We start from the raw sequence: 20,370 nt of genomic DNA, 5'->3' as shown, positions 1-20,370 counted from the left end.
AGCTCCAGCTCCATACCGATCCTGGACGATCGGCCAGTGACCTCATAGTCAGGGAGGTCTGGCCGTCATCGTGTGAACGCTTTCGGCTTTGAAGGACAACTGCTCAAGCCTCATTTCCGTCTTATCCCGCGACGTGATCCCTCATGGGGCCCGTCAGTACTATTTTCCCCACGATGCTGTGAGGCTCTGCTGGTTTCGCTCAGCAGCCTCCATCCACGGTCCGAGCTCTGGCCGCAGCCTTCCCGGCAGGAGCCTCGGGGCCTTTCTCTCAAAGAGTTTTCGCTTTTTGCGACATGAACTTTTCCAATCACGCACTCCTTTGACTGGAGACCGACCTTGCCGGACGCAATCGGTCGGTCTCCGCAACATATGTTTGGCCGTCGGCTGTGGGGTCTGTCGGTCACTGTTCATTGGAGAGAATCCCTTGAAGTATCTGCTTGGGAAAATAACTGCCTTCGTTACCGTTTTAATGGTCGTTTTTGGCGCACTTTTATTGGGGGTGCTCCACCTGACTGCACCGGCTCACGCCTACGAAGTAGCAACCAACCAGGCAAACGTCACCGGTGGGGCGGCTATTTTGACGATGCCGGGATCCGGTCTAACCACCACCTATGACCAGTCGGGTTATACCGACCTTGTGGGCCAGTCAACGATGGGCAGCCGTGGATATGTGGCCTCTGATTTCTCACAAAACATTGCAACCGGGGCCCCCGCTGTTGAATTCGCAACCAACGCAATCAATAACTGCCCAGCGGTAGGCACCTGTACAGGCTTGGGGACCATCATTATCACTTTCAGTCAGCCGGTGAGGAATCCTGTGCTCAACATCGCTGGCCTCGGTGGAAACGTGAACTGGTACGAAAATCGGAAAGGACCTGTCGACAAGCAGTCGCAGCTCCACGCCGTGTTGAATCTCGCAACCACGGGGTTGACGATGACCAAGCTTTCCGGTGGAAACCTTAGCGTGTCGGGAAATGCCATTACGGCTACTAACGACAACGCGGGTACTCGGTGCGAGACGACCACCCAAACGAACGATCCTCAGCCTGTCAACGCCCAGGCGACCGCTGGCTGCGGGTCTGTCCGCATCAATGGCATTGTGACCTCGTTGACGTTCGATATCAGCGCGGTCTTCGTCCAGACCACCAGCGTGCTTCCGCCGTACACCATCAACGACGTCCAGAATCCAAACCATAACGCGGACAATTTCGTCATGGCGATGACCGTCCCGCAGGATTTCGGTGACGCGCCGGCCTCGTACGATCAGGGCAATGCGGCCCGGGCTGTCCTCTCGGATGTGACGCTTGGGGCGAACGTGACTGAGGATAACGCGACGGTTGCCAACGGGACTGCCTCGCCGAATGCGGGTGTGACGGCGGCCCAGGATCTGATGGACGACGGCGTGGTGCTGGCTCCGATGACACAGGGCGCTACCAGCTACTCGACGACGGTGGCGATCAGTGGGGCCAGCAAAGCAGGAACGACCTGTGGGTGGATTGACTTTAACAAGAACGGGACCTTCGACAACACTGCCGAGAGGGCGTGTGCCACCTTCTTGGCGGGTGCCACGACCGCCACTCTGGCCTGGGTTGTCCCTGCGGGGGTGAGTGCGGGGACGACGTATGCGCGGTTCCGGATCGGTTACACCGCCGCCCAGGTCCAGGTCCCGATCGGTGCCTCCGATTCCGGTGAGGTGGAGGATTACATCTTCACTGTTGCGCCTTCGGCTGCTCCGGCGATCACGCTGGTGAAGACGGTGAACAAGACCACCCTGGTGGCCGGTGAGAGCGCCACGTACACGTTCGTGGCGAAGAACACGGGCAACGTGACGCTCAGCTCGGTGGTCATCACCGAGACCCAGTTCTCCGGAACGGGCACCATGTCCGCCCTGTCCTATGCGTGGCCTGGTCTTCCGGGCATCCTTTTGCCGGGGCAGTCGGTGACCGCGACCGCGACGTATGTGGTCACGGCGTCGGATGTCACCACGGGGTTGCTGACGAACACGGCGAAGGTCACCGGGAACCCGCCGCTGGGGTTGCCCGTCTCGGCGGTCGATGATGCGCAGGTCACCGCACCCCCGGCGTGGAAGATCAAGAAGAGCGCCACGGTCAACGGGACGGTTCCCGCGAGCGGGTCCGTGACCCCGGGCCAGACCATCGTGTATACGGTGACGGCGAGCAGCATCAGCGACACCATCACCGGAGTCGTGCTGAAGGACAACCTGGCGGAGGTCCTGGATGACGCGACGTTCGTGCCTGGTTCCGCGTCCCTGGTGATCGGCACGGGTTCACCGGTGGCTGTGGCCGATCCCGTGCCGCCGTCCACGGTGTTGAGCACTGCAGCGTTCACGCTGCCCGCCGGGCAGACGGCCACGTTGAAGTACAGCGTGCTGGTCAAGGCAGGTGCCTGGAATGAACAGCTCGTGAACGTGGTGACGGGCACGGCGACCACCACCGCGCCGCAGACGTGTGCACCAGGCTCGGGCGCGCCGGGTCCTGACTGCACCACGACGCATCACACCCCGGGCAAGGTGCTGATCGAGAAGATCGGTGAGTCCTCGAGCGGTACGTGGGTGCCGATGGCGGGCTCCACGTGGGTGGTGCACGTCGATAACGCCGGCACCCCCGGTGCCGTGCTGGCCAGCCCGGCCGTGACTGCCGTGGCCGGGCAAACGGGCCGGTTCCAGCTCGAGGGAATCCAGCCCGGAACGTACTGGCTTGAAGAAACCACGGCCCCGGACGGGTTCAGCCTGCTGGCCGAACCGGTGCAGTTCACCATCGCCGCCACCGGCGCCGTGACCCTGGGCCAGGGTTCCCAGGGGCAGGGTTCCCAGGGTCAGGGCGCCGGCGCCGGGGTAGTGACCAGCACCGACGCGGACGGTGACGGGATTTTCCTCCTCACTGTCCGGGACGTGCCGGCACTGGAGTTGCCCGAGTCCGGCGGCATCGGCTGGTGGCCCTTCACCACCACCGGATCCGTCCTGCTCGCCGGCGCCCTCGCCCTGACCATGGCCGCCAACCGCCGCCGGCAGTCCACCACTACCTAGAAGAAGAGTTCCCCCCGGCCCCGCGTGTGTGTTGCGGGGCGGGGCGGTGCATGTCCATGTCCGAGTACCAGCACGAGAAATCATCACGATGAAAGAGGAAAACACAGTGAGTAATCACCACACCGGGCGGCTTTGGAAGACCGCCGCCGCCACGATCGCCGGGGCGGTGTTGGCGATGTCCTTCTCCGTGGCCCCGGCTTCGGCCGCACCGTTGGTTGATGCGGACCAGACCGGTTCCATCACGGTCCACAAGTTCGAACGTCCCGCCACTGCGACGGGCCTGCCGAACAACGGCACGTCGGTGGATACCACCGGCCTGACACCGTTGGCCGGTATCGAGTTCACCATCCAGCAGGTCAACACCATTGACCTGTCCACCAACGCCGGCTGGGACGCGGCGCACAACCTTTCCAGCGTGTTCGCCCCGGCCAACCCGGCGGCCTCGATCACCGGTGCCGGTTACACCCTGGGCGCTGCGCAGGCGAAGACCACCGACGCTGCCGGGACCGCAGGTTTCACCGGTTTGCCGGTGGGCCTGTACCTGGTGACGGAAACGAACTACCCGGCCGGTGTGACGCCCTCGGCCCCGTTCCTGGTTTCCGTGCCGTTGACGGACCCGGATAACAAGGACAACTGGATCTACGACGTTCACGTCTACCCGAAGAACTCCGTTGCCGGGGCTGAAAAGACCGTCACGGATGCCCCCGACGTGAAGCTCGGGGACCAGATCGACTTCACCATCACCGGTGACATCCCGAACGAAGCCGTCATCGATGGCTACAAGATCGTGGACGTCCTGGACCCGAAACTGACCTACGTCGGCGCGTCCGCGACCCTCGTTGATGGCACCCCGCTGACGGCCGGCACGGATTACACCGTGACCTTCGACGCCGCGACCAACACCGTCTCGGTCATCTTCACCGCCGCCGGCCGGGCCAAACTGGCTGCACACACCGATACCCGGGTGCAGGTCATGGTCAACACCAAGGTCAACACCATCGGTGAGATCGAAAACGAAGCCCTCGTGTACCCGAACGCTTCCAGCTTCACCGTTGCACCGGGCCAGCCCGGCGGCCCGGTCGTTACGCCCCCGGTCGTGACCAAGTGGGGCGAAATGACGCTGCAGAAGGTCAACGAGAACGGTGCAGCCCTTGCCGGTGCCGCATTCTCCGTCTACACCAACGAAGCCGACGCCAAGGCCGGAACGAACCCGGTTGACCTCAACGGCCAGACGGTCTTCACCGTCGCCGCTGACGGCACCCTGACGATCTCGGGCCTGCGCTACTCCGACTGGGCCAACGGCGCAGCCGTCGCACCCGGAACCCCGGACTACCGCACGTACTACCTGGTAGAGACCACCGCCCCGGCAGGCTATGAACTGCTCGCCGAGCCGGTGTCCTTCCTGATCAACGGCACCACCACCACGGTCGGCATCGACCTGCAAGTGAAGAATATCCCCTCCAACAGCGGCTTCCAGCTGCCCCTGACCGGTGGCGTCGGAACCGGCATTCTCTACGCAGCCGGTGCCCTCCTCGTCGTCGGTGCAGCCCTGATGTTCGTCCGCAACCGCCGCACCAGCAACAACTAACACCAACACCAGCAACAGCACCACAGCTGGTAAACAACACTGCAGGGGCCGCTACCCGCGGCCCCCGCAGTGACCCCAAGTGGGGAAGAACGCCAACCACGCGCTCTTCCCCACTCGCATTCCCCCTCTGCACTCTTCACTCCGCCGCCTCCTCGTTGATGGTCAACTGCTGCTCTACCTTTGCCCGGCCAGCGCCCGTACCAGGGCTTTTTGTCATTGAGCCACCCTTCGGTGAATACAGAGCATTCGGCGTCACAAAAATGCCCGCCAGTGCACACCATCAACATGAATGGATCAACAGAAGCTGAAGACCCTAAGGCATTCCTGGAAGACCTGGCCGCAACGTCGCCCATTCTTGCGGCAAAACTCGCCCGCCTGCCGGCCGAACAGGCAGCCATGATTTTTGAGGAACGGCCCGCTGAAGGCGGTATAAGCGCAGGCACGCCTGGCAGCTGAGGGGAATTCTGTCGGTGCTCTGTGTCAGAGTCTTTATATGACGGCTCCACTTCTTGCCCACGCTACCGACTACGGACGCATGTACGCCCGCTCCACAACAGAGCAATTCTCTGTCCCCTCCATCACCACGGTGATAGGGCAGCAGGCGCACTCCCTGGACGGTTGGTTCAGTTATATGGGAGCAAGCAGCTTGGCCGCAGATCCCGAACTTCCCGCCTTGCTTGGCAGCCCGGCAAGGATCCGGCAGGCGGTCAACAAGGCTTCCAAGGCTGCTGAGACCTACAGGGACCAAGCTGCGGCAAGAGGCGATCGCGTCCACAATTACTGTGAGCAGGTAGCCCTACGCGCACTGGGTCGTCCGCATCGGATGCAGGAATGCCGCGATGAGCTTGCCTCCCATGGTGAGCAGGCCTTTGCAGCCCGCTTCGACGAATGGTGGGAACTTTACAGGGTGGAGCCGCTGGCTCCGGAAATCACTGTCTGGAACAAGACCGTTGGATATGCGGGCACTCTGGACCTCGTTGCGCGGATTAACGGGCGCATCTGCCTGATCGATTACAAGACCAAGGGCACTACCCGCGATGGCACTGTTAAGGCCCTGGACGACAAAGTCGTGATGCAACTGGTGGCGGGGATGAAGGCGGAAGAGAGCCTCGTGGACCCGGTAGTGGGGGAGTGGGAGCCATGGAAGTTTGGTGAGAATCCCATGTTGTTGGCGGTCGCCATCGGAGAAACGGAAGTAAGGCCTCAACGAGCCAACCCGGACGTCCTTAAGCACCATTGGTGGAAGTTCTGTGCCCTGAGGCGCGTCTGGGAGATGTCAGCCGATGTTACTGCGGCTGGGCAGGCACTCATGCCCGTCCCACCGCCGTCGTTCGCGTCGCTGGTGCCTGCGGGCGTTGGGGCTGGGGACAACGGCAGCAGCCTGCACTCAACTAAACTGGCTTAGGCTCCGCAACAGCCGGACCAGAGTGTGACGATCGTGAGGACTGACAGCAGATGGCAATTTTGAGTATCCGAATCATTGGGGATCCGGTGTTGCGCACCGTAGCCGATCCCGTCACTGAATTCGGTCCGGAGCTCGCCAAGCTGGTAGCAGACATGATGGAAACCATGGAGGACGTGGAAGGCGCAGGGCTCGCCGCACCCCAGGTGGGCGTCAGTAAGCGGGTCTTCACCTATCGCATTGGCGGTGTAGAGGGACACATCATCAACCCGGTCCTGGAAAACAGCGAAGACTTCCAACCGGACGAAGTTGAGGGCTGCCTCTCCATCCCCGGCCTTGGTTTCCCCGTGCGCCGTCACCGGGCAACGCGCGCCACCGGTGTGGATCTCAATGGCAATCCCGTAGAGGTTGAGGCCGAAGGTATGTTGGCACGTTGCTTCCAGCACGAGAATGATCACCTGGACGGCGTCCTTTATACGGACAGGCTTGAGGGCGAAGACCGAAAAGCCGCGCTGCGTGCTATCCGAAACGCCAACTACCACGCTGTGACCGAGCAGACTACGTCCAAGCGGGCAAGCTCTGTTGGCTCCAGCTTCGGTGGCGGCAGTTTCGGGGCTCCCGAGTGAGGCTCCTCTTTGCAGGAACCCCGGCTGTTGCCGTCCCATCCTTGGACGCCTTGGTGAAGGCCGGGTTCGACGTCGTTGCAGTCCTGACCCGCCCGGATGCACCGTTGGGACGCAAACGAGTCCTGACACCCTCACCGGTTGCCGCCCGAGCAGAGGAACTTGGTATCGAGGTCATTCGCGCTGCCAAGGTGGATGCTGACACCACGGCTCGAATTGCTGAAATTGCTCCAGATGTAGCCGCCATCGTGGCTTATGGGGGGATCGTGCCTCGCGCTGCCCTGAGCGTTCCGCGGCATGGCTGGGTCAATCTGCACTTCTCGCTTCTGCCCGCGTGGCGTGGCGCTGCTCCCGTGCAGCGCTCCATCATCGCAGGTGACGACGTCACGGGGGCGGCTACCTTCCAACTGGAAGAAGGGCTGGATACCGGCCCGGTTTTTGGCACGCTAACGGAAACCGTGCGGCCGGATGACACCGCTGGCGATCTTCTTGAGCGTCTTTCCCTAAGTGGCGCCGTCCTCCTCAGCCAGACGCTGTCCGCCATCGACGCCGGTCAGGCGGCATCACAGCCGCAGACCGGCGAGGTTTCCCTTGCCCCCAAACTGTCGCTCGAGGACGGACGGTTGGACTGGCAGCAGCCGGCCCTTGCCCTGAATCGCAGGGCTCGCGGCGTTACGCCCGAGCCCGGCGCGTGGACAACGCGCGAAGGTCAAAGGATCAAGCTTGAACCCGTAGGACTCCGGCCCGACGTCAAGGACATCGCTCCCGGAGCCGTCCGCGTCGATGGAAAGTCAGTGCTGGTAGGCACTGGTTCCCATGCGGTGGAATTGGGGCGGATTCAACCCGCCGGCAAAAAGATGATGTCGCCGGCCGACTGGGCCCGCGGCTTGGCTGCACCTGAGAAAGTGGTATTCGAATGAGCGAGTCCGGCCGGCGAGGCCCCAACAACAGCGGGAGCCGGGACGGTGGCGGACACGCCAATCGTGGAGGCCGCAGCGACAGCAAGCGCAATGCCCAGGGCAGGGAACGAAACAGGGGGCCCCAGAGGGGCTACTCCAATAACGCCCCATCCCAGCGCACGCGCCGCGCTGATCCTGCGCGCTTGGTAGCTTACGAAGTCCTCCGCGCCGTCGCGTCGGAAGACGCGTACGCCAATCTTGTCCTTCCCGCCAGAATCCGGGAACACCGGCTGGACCGCCGCGACGCTGGTTTTGCCACCGAGCTGAGCTACGGTGCCTTGCGAGGGCAGGGAACGTATGATGCCATCTTGGCCCGCTGCGTGGACCGGCCCCTCGAACAACTCGATCCGGCGATCCTTGATGCCTTGCGCATCGGCGCACATCAGCTGCTCTCCATGCGTGTCCCTGCACATGCTGCGCTGGACCAAACCGTGGGCCTGGCCCGCGCGGTCATCGGCGCCGGGCCGTCGGCGCTCATCAATGCCGTCCTGCGCAAAGTCACCGCGCACACCATGGCTGAGTGGCTGGACATCCTGCTGGAGCAGGAGACTGACGAGACCAAGATTGCTGCCCTGCGCCACGCTCACCCGGAATGGATCGTCCGCGCACTTCGCCAGTCGTTGGTGAACCATGGGAGATCTAAAACCGAGATTGACGCCCTGCTGGAGGCCGACAACGCGGCACCTGTCGTGAATCTGGTTGCCCTGCCAGGGTTGGGGAACCTTGATGAAGCTTTCGAGAACGGGGCTACAGCCGGAGAGCTGGTAGAGGACTCCGCGCTCTCGGCCGGAGGCGACCTTGGCCGGCTCGAGTCCGTCCGAAAGGGCACTACCCGCGTTCAGGATGTTGGCTCACAACTCGTAGCCCGCGCAGTTGCAAGCGTCGATCTCGGCGCACCTGCCCGGGAAGGAGAGCGCTGGCTGGACTTGTGCGCAGGTCCGGGAGGCAAAGCTGCGTTGCTTGCCGCCTTGGCTCACCGCGATGGCGCCACCTTGCTGGCCAACGAGCCAGCCCCGCACCGCGCCAAGTTGGTCCAGCAGGCGCTGTCTGCGGTGCCTGCGGAATCCTGGGCGGTGCGGACCGGTGATGGACGGGAGGTTGGGGGCGAACAGCCCGACTCCTTTGACCGGGTGTTGGTGGACGTTCCCTGCAGTGGTCTTGGTGCCTTGCGGAGGCGTCCCGAATCGCGGTGGCGTCGTGCACCCAAGGACATCGCGGACCTTGGTCCACTGCAGCGCGAACTGCTGACGTCGGCGATCGACGCCGTCAAGCCCGGTGGCGTGGTGGCTTACGTGACGTGTTCACCCCACCCGGCGGAAACCACGGCCGTTGTAGGTGACGTCGTGGGAAAGCGTGATGACCTTGAGATGCTCGACGCCGGTCAAGCGCTGGACGCTGTCAGTCTCACCGGAGGCCTTGGGGCCGGGCACGAGCTTACGGCCCAGCTTTGGCCGCACGTTCACCACACGGATGCCATGTTCATGGCGCTCATCCGCAAAAAGTCCCAGCTCCGCAAAAAGTCCTAGCCCGCCTCCACCCTCGCTTGAACTCAATCGATAAAACAACTGACCCAAAGGGGCTGCCTTGTCTCAGTGCTGTATCAACCCGAGCATCCTGTCCGCAGACTTCGTCAACCTTGAGGCAGAGCTGCAGCGGATCGGCAATGCCGATGCCGTGCACGTGGATGTCATGGACAACCACTTCGTTCCCAACCTGACGCTTGGCCTGCCCGTGGTACAGCGGATCCAAGCCGTCAGCCCGGTTCCCTTGGACGCACACCTGATGATTTCAGACGCCGATCGGTGGGCACCTGCCTACGCGGACGCCGGCGTCGCCTCGGTGACATTTCATGCCGAGGCTGCCATGGCGCCGGTCAAGCTTGCCCGTGAACTGCGGGCCCGAGGCTCAAAAGCCGGTATGGCATTGCGGCCCGCCACTCCGGTTGAGCCGTATTTGGACATGCTCAGCGAACTGGACATGCTCCTGATCATGACTGTTGAGCCGGGCTTTGGTGGCCAGTCCTTCCTGGACATCACCTTGCCCAAGATCCGCCGCGCCCGCGCAGCCATCGACGGATCCGGCATCGGTGTGGCCATCCAGGTGGATGGCGGGATCACTGAGGAAACCATCCTCCGCGCAGCTGAAGCAGGCGCGAACGTCTTCGTGGCAGGCTCGGCTGTGTACGGGGATGAAGACCCCGCCGCAGCAATCGATCGGCTCCGTGCGGCTGGGTCCAAGGCCGCAATGGCGGGCGGCTCGGCGAAACCGTGACGACCGTCATCAGATGTTACGAAGATTGCGGGGAATAGCTCAGGCATCTCCACAGTTGTGGCAGAATAGCAACACACATACGTGCTCCGGGGTCGGTGTAAGTCCGAACCGGCGGTTATAGTCCGCGACCCGCGCGCCTTGGGATCCAAGTAATTGGAAACCGCTGGCAAACGGTTGAACCGGTGGAATTCCGGTACCGACAGTTAAAGTCTGGATGGGAGAAGCACGTACAGTCATGCTGTGTGCGTCCTAAGGGACGCCGCGCAGTGTGCTGTCGTACACCCCCGGAGCCATCGCGGCTTACTGGGAAGGAACGGCATGGACTTTCTGCGATGGCTCTTCGAAGCACAGATTCCCGTTGGAGGATCTGCGCTTGTCTTACGCGAAGTGCTTGGCAACATCTTTGGGCTCGCCAGCGCCCTCGGCGGAATGCGCCGCAAAGTCTGGGCGTGGCCTATAGGCATCGTGGGGAATATCCTCCTGCTGACGGTCTTCCTCGGCAACGTTTTCGGCGCAGCCGCTCCCGCAACCCTGTGGGGACAGGCTGCACGGCAGGTCATGTTCATAACCGTCGCCGTCTACGGTTGGTACCGCTGGCAGCAAGGCCGGCAGGCCAGCACCGAGGGACGCGCCATCGTTCCGGGCTGGGCCAGTACCAAGGTCCGCATCGCCCTCATTGGGGCAATGGTGGCTGGAACGGCCGCGTTGACTCCGCTCTTCGACGCGCTGGGCTCCTACCCGCCCGTGTGGGCTGATCCCTGGACATTCACAGGTTCCCTGCTGGCCACATACGGTATGGCCCGCGGATGGACGGAGTTCTGGCTCATCTGGGTAGCCGTTGACATAGTTGGCGTCCCACTCCTCTTTAGTGCCGGATACTACGCCAGTGCCGTCATGTACCTCTTCTATGGCTTCTTTACGTTGACCGGCTTCTTCGTGTGGCGGCGGGCAGAGAAGCGCGAACGCGCCTTGGCTGGCCCCGTCCCGGCTGTTGTGGGTGTCGCTCCGTGATTCTGAACCCCAAATTTTTCGATACCGCCGAGACTGCAGCTATGGACGTAGCCCTTGCGGCGGCTTTGGGCGGGCCGCGTGGAGCCAACCCGTTGGTGGGCGCCGTTGTGCTCAGTCCCGGGGGCGAACAGCTCGCCGTTGGCTACCATCGGGGAGCCGGCACAGCCCATGCTGAGGCAGATGCCATTATCGAGGCACGTCGTCAGGGCGTGGACCTTGCAGGAACCACCATGGTGGTCACCCTGGAGCCCTGCAACCACGTGGGCCGTACCGGACCCTGCGCACAGGCCATCATTGAGGCCGGGATCTCAAGGGTGATTTACGCCGTCGATGATCCCCACGATCCCGCCGCGGGCGGCGCCCGTACCCTGCAAGCAGCGGGAGTCGACGTCGAATCCGGTCTCGCAGCCGACAAGGCGTTTGACCTGAATCGCGAATGGTTCGACGCCGTCGCAACCAAACGTCCGTTCGTCACCTTGCACATTGCCCAGACGCTGGACAGCCGCATCGCCGCAGTGGACGGTACCAGCCAATGGATTTCCAGTCCTGCGTCCCTCGCCGACAACCACGGATTGCGGGGCCTCATCGATGCCATCCTGGTGGGCACTGGCACGGTACTCATCGACAACCCCCGTCTGACGGCCCGGGCATCCGACGGAAGCCTGGCGCAGCGCCAGCCGCTCCGCGCCGTCATGGGTTTGAGGGAAGTTCCCGAAGATGCAGCAGTACGCGGAACCGATGGCCTTTTTGTGCACCTGCAAACCAGGGACCCGGCGGAAGCGCTCAGCCAACTGTTCCACCAAGGCGTCAGGCACGTCATGGTGGAAGGCGGCTCCAGCATCCTCAGTACGTTCCTTGCTGCTGGGTTGGTGGACGAACTGATCGTCTATCTGGCTCCAACCCTTTTGGGGTCCGGCACGCCTGCGCTGAACGACCTCGGCATTACCACGTTGGCCGATGCCCAACACTGGGCCTGGGACGATGCCGGTGGCGGGGCTGTACAGACCCTCGGCAACGACCTTCGGCTGCATTTGCGGTCAATGAGATCAGCGGTCGCTTCAGCAGCGGCCGGCACAACCAAGAATTCCATTCCGCGCAGTGAAGCTGCGGAATACGTCACAGGAGGACACTGATGTTTACCGGAATCGTTGCCGAACAGGGCACCGTCCTGGGTATTGACCGCGACGGCGATGCCAGCGCGACGCTGCGGCTGAAAGCCCCGACCAGCACCGAGGGCCTGGCCTTGGGAGGCTCCATCGCAGTCAATGGAGTCTGCCTCACCGCAACTCAGATTGACGGGCAGGATTTCAGCGTCGACGTCATGGGGGAGACCCTGGTCCGCACCACCATCGGCGAGTTGGCCGCGGGCGATACCGTGAACCTTGAGCGCTGCGTCCCTGCTGGCGGGCGCCTGGACGGCCATGTGGTCCAAGGACATGTTGACGGCGTGGGTGATCTGCTTGAACGGGAGCCGCTGGGCAACTGGGATCGTTTGCGGTTTGGCGTCCCTGCGCCGCTGGCACGGTACATTGCCGAGAAGGGTTCGATCGCCGTCGACGGTGTTTCGCTGACCGTGACGGCCGTGAGCGCCGCAGCTGAAGCGTCTCCATGGTTCGAAGTAGGCCTCATCCCTACGACTCTTGAGGAGACAGGACTGGGAGCTAAACCGGTTGGTGCACGGGTGAACCTGGAAGTGGATGTGCTTGCCAAGTACACCGAGAGGCTCCTTTCCTTCGCTCCGCAGGGCTCCCCGGCGCACCGCGCCAGCGTGGAAACGTCCAGCGTGGAAACGTCCAGCGAGTCAGCCGGGAACCAGGAGGCTGCGCGATGAGCACCCCGACCAAGACGGTCTCGACGGCGATGGGTCGGACAGGCCTGGATCCCGTGGAAGCTGCGATTGCGGCGATGGCTGCTGGCCAAGCAGTCATCGTGGTGGACAACGAAGACCGCGAGAACGAAGGCGACATCATTTTCGCTGCCGAACACGCCACGCCCGCCCTCATGGGGTGGACCATCCGGTATTCATCGGGCGTCATTTGCGTTCCGCTTGAAGCGGAACGTGCGGATGCCCTGGCGCTTCCGCCCATGGTGGCAGTCAATGAGGACGCCAAAGGCACTGCCTACACTGTTTCCTGCGATGCGGCCATCGGAGTGAGCACCGGCATTTCGGCCACGGACCGCGCATTGACGGCCCGGATCCTCGCCGACCCGCAGAGCACTCCGGCGGCGATTACGCGCCCGGGGCATATTTTCCCGCTTCGGGCGGTTAACGGGGGAGTGCGTGAACGTCCGGGACACACGGAAGCAGCGGTGGACCTGTGTCGGCTTGCCGGACTTGCTCCGGTGGGCGTGATCGCTGAGTTGGTACATGACGATGGTGAAATGATGCGCCTGGACAGCCTGCGCGATTTCGCCGCCGAACACGGATGCCCCCTCATCTCCATTGAGGATCTGGTGGCGTACGTTGACGCGGTAGAGTCCCAGGCGGCACACGTTTCAGTGGCAGACGAGGAGAAGCGATGACCGCACCGACAACGCGCAGCAGCGACGACACCGAGCCCACACCCCACCCGGTGAGCGGCGGCCCGATTGTCCAGCTGCCCACCGCCTTTGGGGACTTTGTAGCCCAGGCCTGGACGGACCACGTTACGGGCGTGGAACATCTTGCCGTGAGTTCCCCCAACCAGCCCAAGGATGGCCAGGCACCACTGGTGCGCCTGCATTCCGAATGCCTCACTGGCGACGTCTTCGGATCTTATCGTTGCGATTGCGGCGAGCAATTGGCTTTCGCCCTGGAGCTCATCCACGCTGAGGGTGGAACACTCCTGTACTTGCGGGGCCAGGAAGGGCGCGGCATTGGCCTGGCCAACAAGATCAAGGCCTACGCTCTGCAGGAAGCCGGTTTCGATACCGTCGAGGCCAACGAACAGCTGGGCCTGCCGGTAGACGCACGCTCCTACAGTGCCGCGGGTCAGATCCTGGCCGAGATGGGCCTGCATGAAGTCCGGTTGCTCAGCAACAATCCGGACAAGCAGAATCGCCTGGCCCAGGCTGGCGTCGCGGTGGTGGAAATGGTTCCCACCGAGGTTCCTTCGCGTGAACAGAACGTTCGCTATTTGCAGACCAAGAAAGACCGGATGGATCACCGTCTGACGCTCGAAACCGAGCCCGTCGGCAACGGAAAGACCCCGTCCCGAAGCCCCTTTGACAACGAACAAGACTGAACGGAATTCCAGCAAACATGAGCGGACACGGCGCACCCACGATCGACCTCACCACCCTCAAGCCCGAGGAAACCTCGCAGCTCAAGCTCGCCATTGTGGCAGCAAGCTGGCATACCCAGATCATGGATGGACTGGTAGATGGTGCACTCCGCGCGGCCAAGGAAGCCGGCATCGCCGAGCCCACCCTGCTGCGCGTCCCCGGCAGCTTCGAACTCCCGGTTGCCGCGGCCCGGCTCGCACCGCACTTTGACGCCGTCGTGGCCCTCGGTGTGGTTATTCGCGGCGGAACGCCGCACTTTGAGTACGTATGCCAGGCCGCGACGTCGGGACTTACCGATGTCAGCGTCCGCACCGGCGTTCCGGTCGGGTTCGGCGTCCTGACCTGCGATACGGAACAGCAGGGCTTGGACCGCGCAGGCCTCCCGGGCTCCAACGAAGACAAGGGACACGAGGCAGTCACCGCGGCCCTTGCCACGGCAGTGACGCTGAAGCAGTACAGCTGACACTGAAGCCGTCGAGCTGACGCTGGGACAGCAAGTGTTGAAGGGGATGTGGGTGTGTCTTCACTCACATCCCCTTCGTCATGCAACGCCCCAACAAGCGGTGCCAGCCCCTAAGCAAGTAGTCTGTAGGGCGTGAAGAATTTCGAGACGCTGTTCGCAGAACTGAGTGAGAAAGCAGCGACCCGCCCGGCAGGCTCGCGTACGGTTGCCGAACTGGACTCCGGAATCCACGGCATCGGTAAGAAAGTGGTCGAAGAGGCCGCCGAAGTCTGGATGGCCGCCGAGTACGAATCCGATGAAGCCGCTGCCGAGGAAATCTCCCAGTTGCTGTACCACCTGCAGGTCCTCATGCTCGCCAAGGGCCTCAGCCTGGAAGACGTTTACAAGCATCTCTAGCCACGCCACTCCGCCTCAATGAGCGGAGCCAGCTGCGTGGCCGAAGTGCCTGAAAACCTCCATTCCAAACAGAAAGTCTCCCCATGCTCCGTGTAGCAGTCCCCAACAAGGGATCCCTGTCAGAAGCCGCCTCTGCAATGTTGTCCGAGGCTGGGTACCGCCAGCGCCGCGACACCCGCGAACTGGTCATGGTTGATCCCGACAATGACATTGAGTTCTTCTTCCTGCGCCCCCGCGACATCGCGGTGTATGTGGGCCAGGGAACCCTGGACGTCGGAATCACCGGACGCGACCTCCTGCTGGACGCAAAGGTGGAAGCCGAGGAACTCCTTCCCTTGGGCTTTGCCCCTTCTACCTTCCGTTTCGCCGGCCCCGTAGGTGACTTCACCGGCGTCGAGCAGCTCGAAGGCAAGCGCCTGGCCACCAGTTACGACGGGCTCCTGCGCGACTATCTGGCGGATCGGGGTGTGAACGCCAAGGTGGTCCGACTGGACGGTGCCGTCGAGTCATCGGTGCGGCTCGGCGTTGCCGACGCCATTGCCGACGTCGTCGAGACCGGCAACACCCTCAAGGCAGCCGGGATGGAAATCTTCGGCGATCCCATTCTTAAGTCCGAGGCCGTGCTGATCAGGCGCACAGGTCCCGGTGGGGCCGCGAACGGCACTGCCAAGGAAATCGACGTCCTCATCCGGCGCCTGCAGGGCGTCCTTGTGGCGCGGCAGTACGTGCTGATGGACTACGACATCCGCAAGGACCTGGTGGAGGACGCTGCTGCGCTCACCCCCGGCCTTGAATCACCCACCGTTTCCCCGCTGCGTGACTCGGAATGGGTGGCCGTGCGTTCCATGGTCCCCAAGAAGGAAACCAACCGCATCATGGATGAGCTGTACGATCTTGGCGCCCGCGCCATCCTGGTCAGCAGCATCCACGCCTGCCGTATCTGACCGGATCCCCTGAGCAGCGCACAGCAGAATTAGGAGCAGCACATGGCTGTAGCCGTACGCGTCATTCCCTGCCTGGACGTCGACGCCGGCCGCGTGGTCAAAGGCGTCAACTTCGAAGGCCTGAGGGACGCCGGAGACCCGGTGGAACTGGCCCATCGCTACGACAATGGCGGTGCAGATGAACTCACGTTCCTGGACGTCACCGCGTCATCGGGCAACCGCGAAACCACGTTCGATGTTGTGCGCCGCACCGCCGAGGAAGTCTTCATTCCGCTGACTGTGGGCGGCGGCGTCCGCGGCGTGGCAGAGGTGGACAAACTTCTGCGCTTCGGTGCGGACAAGGCATCGATCAACACCGCCGCTGTGGCCCGGCCCGAGGTCATCGATGAAATCACGCGCCACTTCGGGTCCCAGGTCCTGGTGCTCTCCGTGGATGCGCGCCGAACCCGGGAAGGCGACGCCCCGACGTCGTCCGGTTTTGAAGTCACCACCCACGGTGGCAGGACCGGGACGGGAATCGACGCCATCGCCTGGGCCAAGGAAGCCGCGGACCGGGGTGTGGGAGAGATCCTTTTGAACTCGATCGACGCTGACGGCACCAAGGACGGATTCGACCTCGAACTGATCCGCCTTGTCCGTGGTGCGGTCAACATCCCGATCATCGCCTCCGGTGGTGCCGGTAAGCCTGCGCATTTCCCTCCAGCCGTGGAAGCCGGAGCCGATGCGGTGCTGGCAGCTTCGGTGTTCCACTTCGGTCCGGATGACATGATCGCCCAAGTCAAAGCGGCTATTCGCGAGGCTGGCTTCGAAGTCAGGTAGCTCCGTCTGCCAAAAGCAACGCGGGGTCACTTTTGGCCCATCTCCGCAAGGAGGATGGGCCAAAAGTGACCCCGCGTTGTCTGTCTTAAAGGCCGATGTCTGCGGTTTGCAGAAGCGCGACGGCGTCCGGCTGGCCTTCGAAAGTGACGAGGGCCTGGCTGGTGCGGCCATGGGCATGCATCAGCAATTCGCCGGGTTCGCCCACAATCGCTACCGACACTGGAGCGCGTTTGGCCACGTGCCGGGGGCCGGAGGGCCGCACCAGAACGATGCCGAGGTCCACGCCACGGTATAGGAAAGCCGCCCGCTTGATCAGTTCATCCCACAATGCATCCGAGTACGCTTCGTCGAGGGCCCGGGGCGCCCAACGGTCACCCGCGCGGCGAATGTCCTCTGTGTGGACGAAATATTCGATGAGATTCGACGTTTCGTCCAGCGCCTTGATCTTCAAAGGGGAAAGGGCTGGGGGACCTGCGCGGAACGTTTTGACGAGCTCCGCGTAGTCGTCAGTGGTCTTGAGCTTGGCGGCGAGTTTGGCCGTCGCTTTGTCCGAAGCCTTGCCGAGGCTGGGGATCAGGAGGCCAATGCCCACGGCCGCTTTACGTTCGCGCAGGTAAAGGTGCGCCGCAAGATCCCGGGTGAGCCACCCTTGGCAGAGCGTGGGGGAGTCAGGTCCGGCCGCCAGCAGGGTTTCGGCCAGTACTTCTCGGGAAGGATCGACGAAATGCATCACTTGTGAAACTAGCACGATCAGGGCAAGGTTGCGCAGTGGAACCGCCGCAGAATACGGCTCCCATCAAAGGCACTAGACTTGATCTGATGTCAGAGCAGTCCGCCCCCAGTCCAACTCCTGCCGTGGAGCTCTCCAGCGACCCCGCGGACACCCTGCCGCAGGAGATCGCCAGCGCCCTTAAACGCGACTCCGCAGGCCTTGTAGCCGCCATCATCCAGCAGCACGATACCCATGAGGTCCTCATGCTTGGCTGGATGGATGACGAGGCACTCCGCCGCACCATGACCACGGGACGCGTGACCTTCTACTCGCGCTCCCGCCAGGAATACTGGCGCAAGGGCGACACTTCCGGGCACGTACAGTTCGTGAAGTCAGTCGCCCTTGACTGCGACGGCGATGCCCTCCTGGTCCGCGTGGACCAGATCGGCGCAGCCTGCCACACCGGTACCCGGACCTGCTTCGACGGGCGCGACTTTTCGGTCGTAACGGGCCACCGCGATTAAGGCATCCCCTAGTTTCCCTGACGCACCACCTAAGACCAAAGGCGGAGAACAATAGCCATGCAGGACCTTGGAATCATCAGCCCGGGCCTGGAAGAGTTCCGCGAACTCGCCGTCCACAGCCGTGTCATCCCTGTCCGACTCAAAGTCCTGGCCGACGCCGAGACTCCCATCGGCCTGTACCGTAAGCTCGCCAAGGGCCAGCCCGGAACATTCCTCCTTGAGTCGGCAGCCGTTGGCGGTGCCTGGTCGCGCTATTCCTTCATTGGCGCCAAGTCCCGCGCCACGCTGACCACCAAGGATGGCCAGGCACACTGGATCGGTGAGCCGCCAGTCGGCGTTCCCGTGGCTGGCAACCCGGTGGAAGCAGTCCGCGACACCATCGCCGCGCTGCAAACAGATCGTTTTGAAGGCCTGCCGCCCTTTACTTCCGGCCTCGTTGGGTTCCTGGGTTGGGAAGCCGTGCGCCATTGGGAGAAACTGACGGCACCACCGGAAGACGACCTCCAGCTGCCTGAAATGGCCCTGAACCTGGTCACCGACATGGCAGTTCATGACAACGTGGACGGCACTGTCCTCCTGATCGCCAACGCGATCAACTTCGACAACAGTTCCGAGCGTGTGGATGACGCCTGGCACGACGCCGTGGCGCGGGTTAAAGCGCTGCTGGACCAGGTCAGTACGCCTGTTGCCCAGCCGGTCTCGGTGCTGGAGCCGGCCGCACTGGATTTCGCGTCGAGCGTGCAGGAACGATGGGACGAGGCCAAGTACCTGGAAGCCATCGATCGCGGCAAGGAGGCGATCGTCGATGGCGAGGTTTTCCAGGTAGTCATTTCGCGTCGCTTCGAGATAGAGTGCAAGGCCGACCCCCTGGATGTTTACCGTGTACTGCGCAACACCAACCCGAGCCCGTACATGTACATCTTCAGCCTCGAAGATGCTGACGGCCGCGAGTACTCGATCGTGGGTTCCTCGCCGGAGGCGTTGGTGACGGTAACCGGTGGCGAAGTCATTACGCACCCCATCGCCGGCTCGCGTCCCCGTGGCAAGACTGTTGAAGCTGACAAAGCCCTGGCCACGGAACTGCTGGCGGACCAGAAGGAGCGTGCCGAGCACCTCATGCTGGTGGACCTGTCCCGTAACGACCTCTCCAAGGTGTGCGTGGCCGGCACGGTTGACGTCACCCAGTTCATGGAGGTGGAGCGGTTCAGCCACATCATGCACTTGGTGTCCACCGTGGTAGGCGAGTTGGCTCCGCATGCCAAGGCCTACGACGTCCTCAAGGCAACGTTCCCGGCAGGTACCCTTTCCGGTGCCCCGAAACCACGGGCGTTGCGCCTCCTGGACGAACTCGAACCCCACCGTCGCGGTATTTATGGTGGCGTTGTGGGTTACCTGGACTTTGCCGGTGATATGGACATGGCGATTGCCATCCGTTCTGCGTTGCTGCGGGAAGGCCGTGCCTACGTGCAGGCCGGCGGCGGGATTGTTGCTGACTCACACAAGCCGTCGGAAGCACTTGAAACTGTGAACAAGGCCGCTGCCCCGCTTCGGGCAGTGCACACGGCCGGTTCGCTGCAGAATATTTCCGCCGACACAGTGCGGGACGCAGGAACCGTCGACGGCGGGACGCCCACCTCATGACCGTTGAAGCACCGGGACCGAGGGCGACCACATCGCCGCGTTGGGCACGGAAGTCAACTCTTGTTCTTGCAACGGCACTTCTGGCACTCGCTGTCTTTGGAACCACTACGCAGACCTGGATCGAGGTCCGTCTTGATCCCACAGCTGCCTCCAACAGCGACCTCCACGTTCAGGGCAGCAAGGCAGCCACGGCCGTTACCGCACTGGCACTTGTAGCACTTGCCGGTGGGTTGGCGGCTTCCATCGCGGGGCGGATCGCCCGCTGGGTCATCGCAGCCCTCCTTGCCCTGTCCGCTGCCGGGATTATCCTCGCAGCCGCCACGGTCCTGTCCAATCCTCTCGGCGCAGCCCAGGGTTCCATCGCTGCGGCAACCGGCGTCTCGGGAGGTCAGGCGAGCGTGGCCACAACGGTCTTCCCCGTGCTGGCAATCGTGGCCGGTGCCCTGCTTGCAGTCTGTGCAGTGGTCTTGCCGCTGGCCGGTCGGTATTGGAAAACCCGCACCAAGTACGACGCCGCCGCCGTTAAGGAACGCGGTAGCGGACCAGTGGACGAGATCGACAGTTGGGACAGTCTTTCGCGCGGCGAAGACCCAACCTAGGCCGCCCAGCAGTCTTTCGGGCCGGTATGGCGCAACATAAGCGCCGGCGCCGGTCCTGACGTCGGACGATGTCCCGGCCGCCGTCAATAAATGGCAGAATGTAAGCAG

At 63.0% G+C, this 20,370-nt stretch carries 21 protein-coding genes and 1 riboswitch; of the genes, 20 read left to right on the top strand and 1 reads right to left on the bottom strand.

The genetic code is table 11. From position 1 onward, the window contains the following. Window positions 1–805 precede the first annotated feature (805 nt). The 17 genes from ABIE18_RS19405 to hisF all read left to right on the top strand — a co-directional run bounded on the left by ABIE18_RS19405 (window position 806) and on the right by hisF (window position 16,786). Entirely contained in the window at window positions 806–3,046 is a 2,241-nt protein-coding gene (locus ABIE18_RS19405) for a CLIPPER-2 domain-containing protein (RefSeq protein ID WP_499724206.1), read from the top strand. Window positions 3,047–3,152: 106 nt separating this feature from the next. Beyond that, window positions 3,153–4,634, top strand: coding sequence for a SpaH/EbpB family LPXTG-anchored major pilin (locus ABIE18_RS19400; RefSeq protein ID WP_499724205.1), 1,482 nt, complete (start codon window positions 3,153–3,155; stop codon window positions 4,632–4,634). Window positions 4,635–4,919: 285 nt separating this feature from the next. Next, entirely contained in the window at window positions 4,920–5,090 is a 171-nt protein-coding gene (locus ABIE18_RS19395; protein WP_499724204.1) for a hypothetical protein, read from the top strand. A gap of 37 nt (window positions 5,091–5,127) precedes the next feature. Next, window positions 5,128–6,039, top strand: a complete 912-nt coding sequence (locus tag ABIE18_RS19390; RefSeq protein WP_499724203.1) for a cytochrome — start codon at window positions 5,128–5,130, stop codon at window positions 6,037–6,039. Window positions 6,040–6,089: 50 nt separating this feature from the next. Further along, window positions 6,090–6,662 (top strand): peptide deformylase, encoded by a 573-nt coding sequence (def, locus tag ABIE18_RS19385; protein ID WP_499724202.1) that lies wholly within the window; start codon window positions 6,090–6,092, stop codon window positions 6,660–6,662. After that, window positions 6,659–7,579: a methionyl-tRNA formyltransferase gene (gene fmt, locus ABIE18_RS19380; protein ID WP_499724201.1), complete on the top strand. Its 921-nt coding sequence runs from the start codon at window positions 6,659–6,661 to the stop codon at window positions 7,577–7,579. Before def ends, fmt begins: the two co-directional genes overlap by 4 nt. Beyond that, window positions 7,576–9,144: an RsmB/NOP family class I SAM-dependent RNA methyltransferase gene (locus tag ABIE18_RS19375; protein ID WP_499724200.1), complete on the top strand. Its 1,569-nt coding sequence runs from the start codon at window positions 7,576–7,578 to the stop codon at window positions 9,142–9,144. Before fmt ends, ABIE18_RS19375 begins: the two co-directional genes overlap by 4 nt. A 58-nt stretch (window positions 9,145–9,202) precedes the next feature. Continuing rightward, complete coding sequence (gene rpe / locus ABIE18_RS19370) at window positions 9,203–9,889, top strand: ribulose-phosphate 3-epimerase (RefSeq protein WP_477516459.1); 687 nt, start codon at window positions 9,203–9,205, stop codon at window positions 9,887–9,889. Window positions 9,890–9,966: 77 nt separating this feature from the next. Further along, window positions 9,967–10,120, top strand: a riboswitch (FMN riboswitch). A gap of 87 nt (window positions 10,121–10,207) precedes the next feature. Then, window positions 10,208–10,900, top strand: coding sequence for a nicotinamide riboside transporter PnuC (gene pnuC, locus ABIE18_RS19365; protein ID WP_499724199.1), 693 nt, complete (start codon window positions 10,208–10,210; stop codon window positions 10,898–10,900). 41 nt (window positions 10,901–10,941) lie between these two features. After that, entirely contained in the window at window positions 10,942–12,033 is a 1,092-nt protein-coding gene (gene ribD / locus ABIE18_RS19360) for a bifunctional diaminohydroxyphosphoribosylaminopyrimidine deaminase/5-amino-6-(5-phosphoribosylamino)uracil reductase RibD (protein WP_499724198.1), read from the top strand. Then, window positions 12,033–12,731, top strand: coding sequence for a riboflavin synthase (locus ABIE18_RS19355; RefSeq protein ID WP_499724197.1), 699 nt, complete (start codon window positions 12,033–12,035; stop codon window positions 12,729–12,731). Before ribD ends, ABIE18_RS19355 begins: the two co-directional genes overlap by 1 nt. Continuing rightward, entirely contained in the window at window positions 12,728–13,423 is a 696-nt protein-coding gene (gene ribB, locus ABIE18_RS19350; protein WP_499724196.1) for a 3,4-dihydroxy-2-butanone-4-phosphate synthase, read from the top strand. Before ABIE18_RS19355 ends, ribB begins: the two co-directional genes overlap by 4 nt. After that, window positions 13,420–14,124, top strand: coding sequence for a GTP cyclohydrolase II (gene ribA, locus ABIE18_RS19345; protein ID WP_499724195.1), 705 nt, complete (start codon window positions 13,420–13,422; stop codon window positions 14,122–14,124). The genes ribB and ribA overlap by 4 nt, the downstream gene beginning before the upstream one ends. Window positions 14,125–14,141: 17 nt before the next feature. Beyond that, window positions 14,142–14,627 carry a 6,7-dimethyl-8-ribityllumazine synthase gene (ribH, locus tag ABIE18_RS19340; RefSeq protein WP_223948696.1) on the top strand — a complete coding sequence of 162 codons (486 nt, stop codon included), beginning with the start codon at window positions 14,142–14,144 and terminating at the stop codon, window positions 14,625–14,627. A gap of 132 nt (window positions 14,628–14,759) precedes the next feature. Continuing rightward, window positions 14,760–15,023: a phosphoribosyl-ATP diphosphatase gene (locus ABIE18_RS19335; RefSeq protein WP_018778638.1), complete on the top strand. Its 264-nt coding sequence runs from the start codon at window positions 14,760–14,762 to the stop codon at window positions 15,021–15,023. Window positions 15,024–15,106: 83 nt separating this feature from the next. Continuing rightward, on the top strand, window positions 15,107–15,967 hold the full coding sequence (gene hisG, locus ABIE18_RS19330; protein ID WP_224089667.1) for an ATP phosphoribosyltransferase: 861 nt from the start codon (window positions 15,107–15,109) through the stop codon (window positions 15,965–15,967). 42 nt (window positions 15,968–16,009) lie between these two features. Further along, window positions 16,010–16,786, top strand: a complete 777-nt coding sequence (hisF, locus tag ABIE18_RS19325) for an imidazole glycerol phosphate synthase subunit HisF (protein WP_216923206.1) — start codon at window positions 16,010–16,012, stop codon at window positions 16,784–16,786. Window positions 16,787–16,871: 85 nt separating this feature from the next. On the opposite strand, the gene ABIE18_RS19320 is transcribed toward hisF, so the two are convergent. Next, window positions 16,872–17,516, bottom strand: a complete 645-nt coding sequence (locus tag ABIE18_RS19320; RefSeq protein WP_216923805.1) for a TIGR03085 family metal-binding protein — start codon at window positions 17,514–17,516, stop codon at window positions 16,872–16,874. 89 nt (window positions 17,517–17,605) lie between these two features. On the opposite strand from ABIE18_RS19320, the gene hisI reads away from it, so the two are divergent. The 3 genes from hisI to ABIE18_RS19305 are packed head-to-tail and all read left to right on the top strand — an operon-like array spanning window position 17,606 to window position 20,262. Next, window positions 17,606–18,022 carry a phosphoribosyl-AMP cyclohydrolase gene (hisI, locus tag ABIE18_RS19315; RefSeq protein WP_224089670.1) on the top strand — a complete coding sequence of 139 codons (417 nt, stop codon included), beginning with the start codon at window positions 17,606–17,608 and terminating at the stop codon, window positions 18,020–18,022. 57 nt (window positions 18,023–18,079) lie between these two features. Then, on the top strand, window positions 18,080–19,663 hold the full coding sequence (locus ABIE18_RS19310; protein WP_499724194.1) for an anthranilate synthase component I: 1,584 nt from the start codon (window positions 18,080–18,082) through the stop codon (window positions 19,661–19,663). Continuing rightward, entirely contained in the window at window positions 19,660–20,262 is a 603-nt protein-coding gene (locus tag ABIE18_RS19305) for a Trp biosynthesis-associated membrane protein (protein ID WP_499724193.1), read from the top strand. Before ABIE18_RS19310 ends, ABIE18_RS19305 begins: the two co-directional genes overlap by 4 nt. Window positions 20,263–20,370: the final 108 nt, after the last annotated feature.

Source organism: Arthrobacter sp. 2762, assembly GCF_040548745.1.
Lineage (GTDB): Bacteria > Actinomycetota > Actinomycetes > Actinomycetales > Micrococcaceae > Arthrobacter.
This window is presented reverse-complemented; position numbering and strand designations above follow the sequence as displayed.

Coding starts and splice junctions, on each gene's coding strand:
- ABIE18_RS19395 (WP_499724204.1), top strand. CDS start 4,920: ATGAATGGATCAACAGAAGCTGAAGACCCTAAGGCATTCCTGGAAGAC.
- ABIE18_RS19390 (WP_499724203.1), top strand. CDS start 5,128: ATGACGGCTCCACTTCTTGCCCACGCTACCGACTACGGACGCATGTAC.
- def (WP_499724202.1), top strand. CDS start 6,090: ATGGCAATTTTGAGTATCCGAATCATTGGGGATCCGGTGTTGCGCACC.
- ABIE18_RS19375 (WP_499724200.1), top strand. CDS start 7,576: ATGAGCGAGTCCGGCCGGCGAGGCCCCAACAACAGCGGGAGCCGGGAC.
- pnuC (WP_499724199.1), top strand. CDS start 10,208: ATGGACTTTCTGCGATGGCTCTTCGAAGCACAGATTCCCGTTGGAGGA.
- ribD (WP_499724198.1), top strand. CDS start 10,942: ATGGACGTAGCCCTTGCGGCGGCTTTGGGCGGGCCGCGTGGAGCCAAC.
- ABIE18_RS19355 (WP_499724197.1), top strand. CDS start 12,033: ATGTTTACCGGAATCGTTGCCGAACAGGGCACCGTCCTGGGTATTGAC.
- ribB (WP_499724196.1), top strand. CDS start 12,728: ATGAGCACCCCGACCAAGACGGTCTCGACGGCGATGGGTCGGACAGGC.
- ribA (WP_499724195.1), top strand. CDS start 13,420: ATGACCGCACCGACAACGCGCAGCAGCGACGACACCGAGCCCACACCC.
- ribH (WP_223948696.1), top strand. CDS start 14,142: ATGAGCGGACACGGCGCACCCACGATCGACCTCACCACCCTCAAGCCC.
- hisG (WP_224089667.1), top strand. CDS start 15,107: ATGCTCCGTGTAGCAGTCCCCAACAAGGGATCCCTGTCAGAAGCCGCC.
- hisF (WP_216923206.1), top strand. CDS start 16,010: ATGGCTGTAGCCGTACGCGTCATTCCCTGCCTGGACGTCGACGCCGGC.
- ABIE18_RS19320 (WP_216923805.1), bottom strand. CDS start 17,516: ATGCATTTCGTCGATCCTTCCCGAGAAGTACTGGCCGAAACCCTGCTG.
- hisI (WP_224089670.1), top strand. CDS start 17,606: ATGTCAGAGCAGTCCGCCCCCAGTCCAACTCCTGCCGTGGAGCTCTCC.
- ABIE18_RS19310 (WP_499724194.1), top strand. CDS start 18,080: ATGCAGGACCTTGGAATCATCAGCCCGGGCCTGGAAGAGTTCCGCGAA.
- ABIE18_RS19305 (WP_499724193.1), top strand. CDS start 19,660: ATGACCGTTGAAGCACCGGGACCGAGGGCGACCACATCGCCGCGTTGG.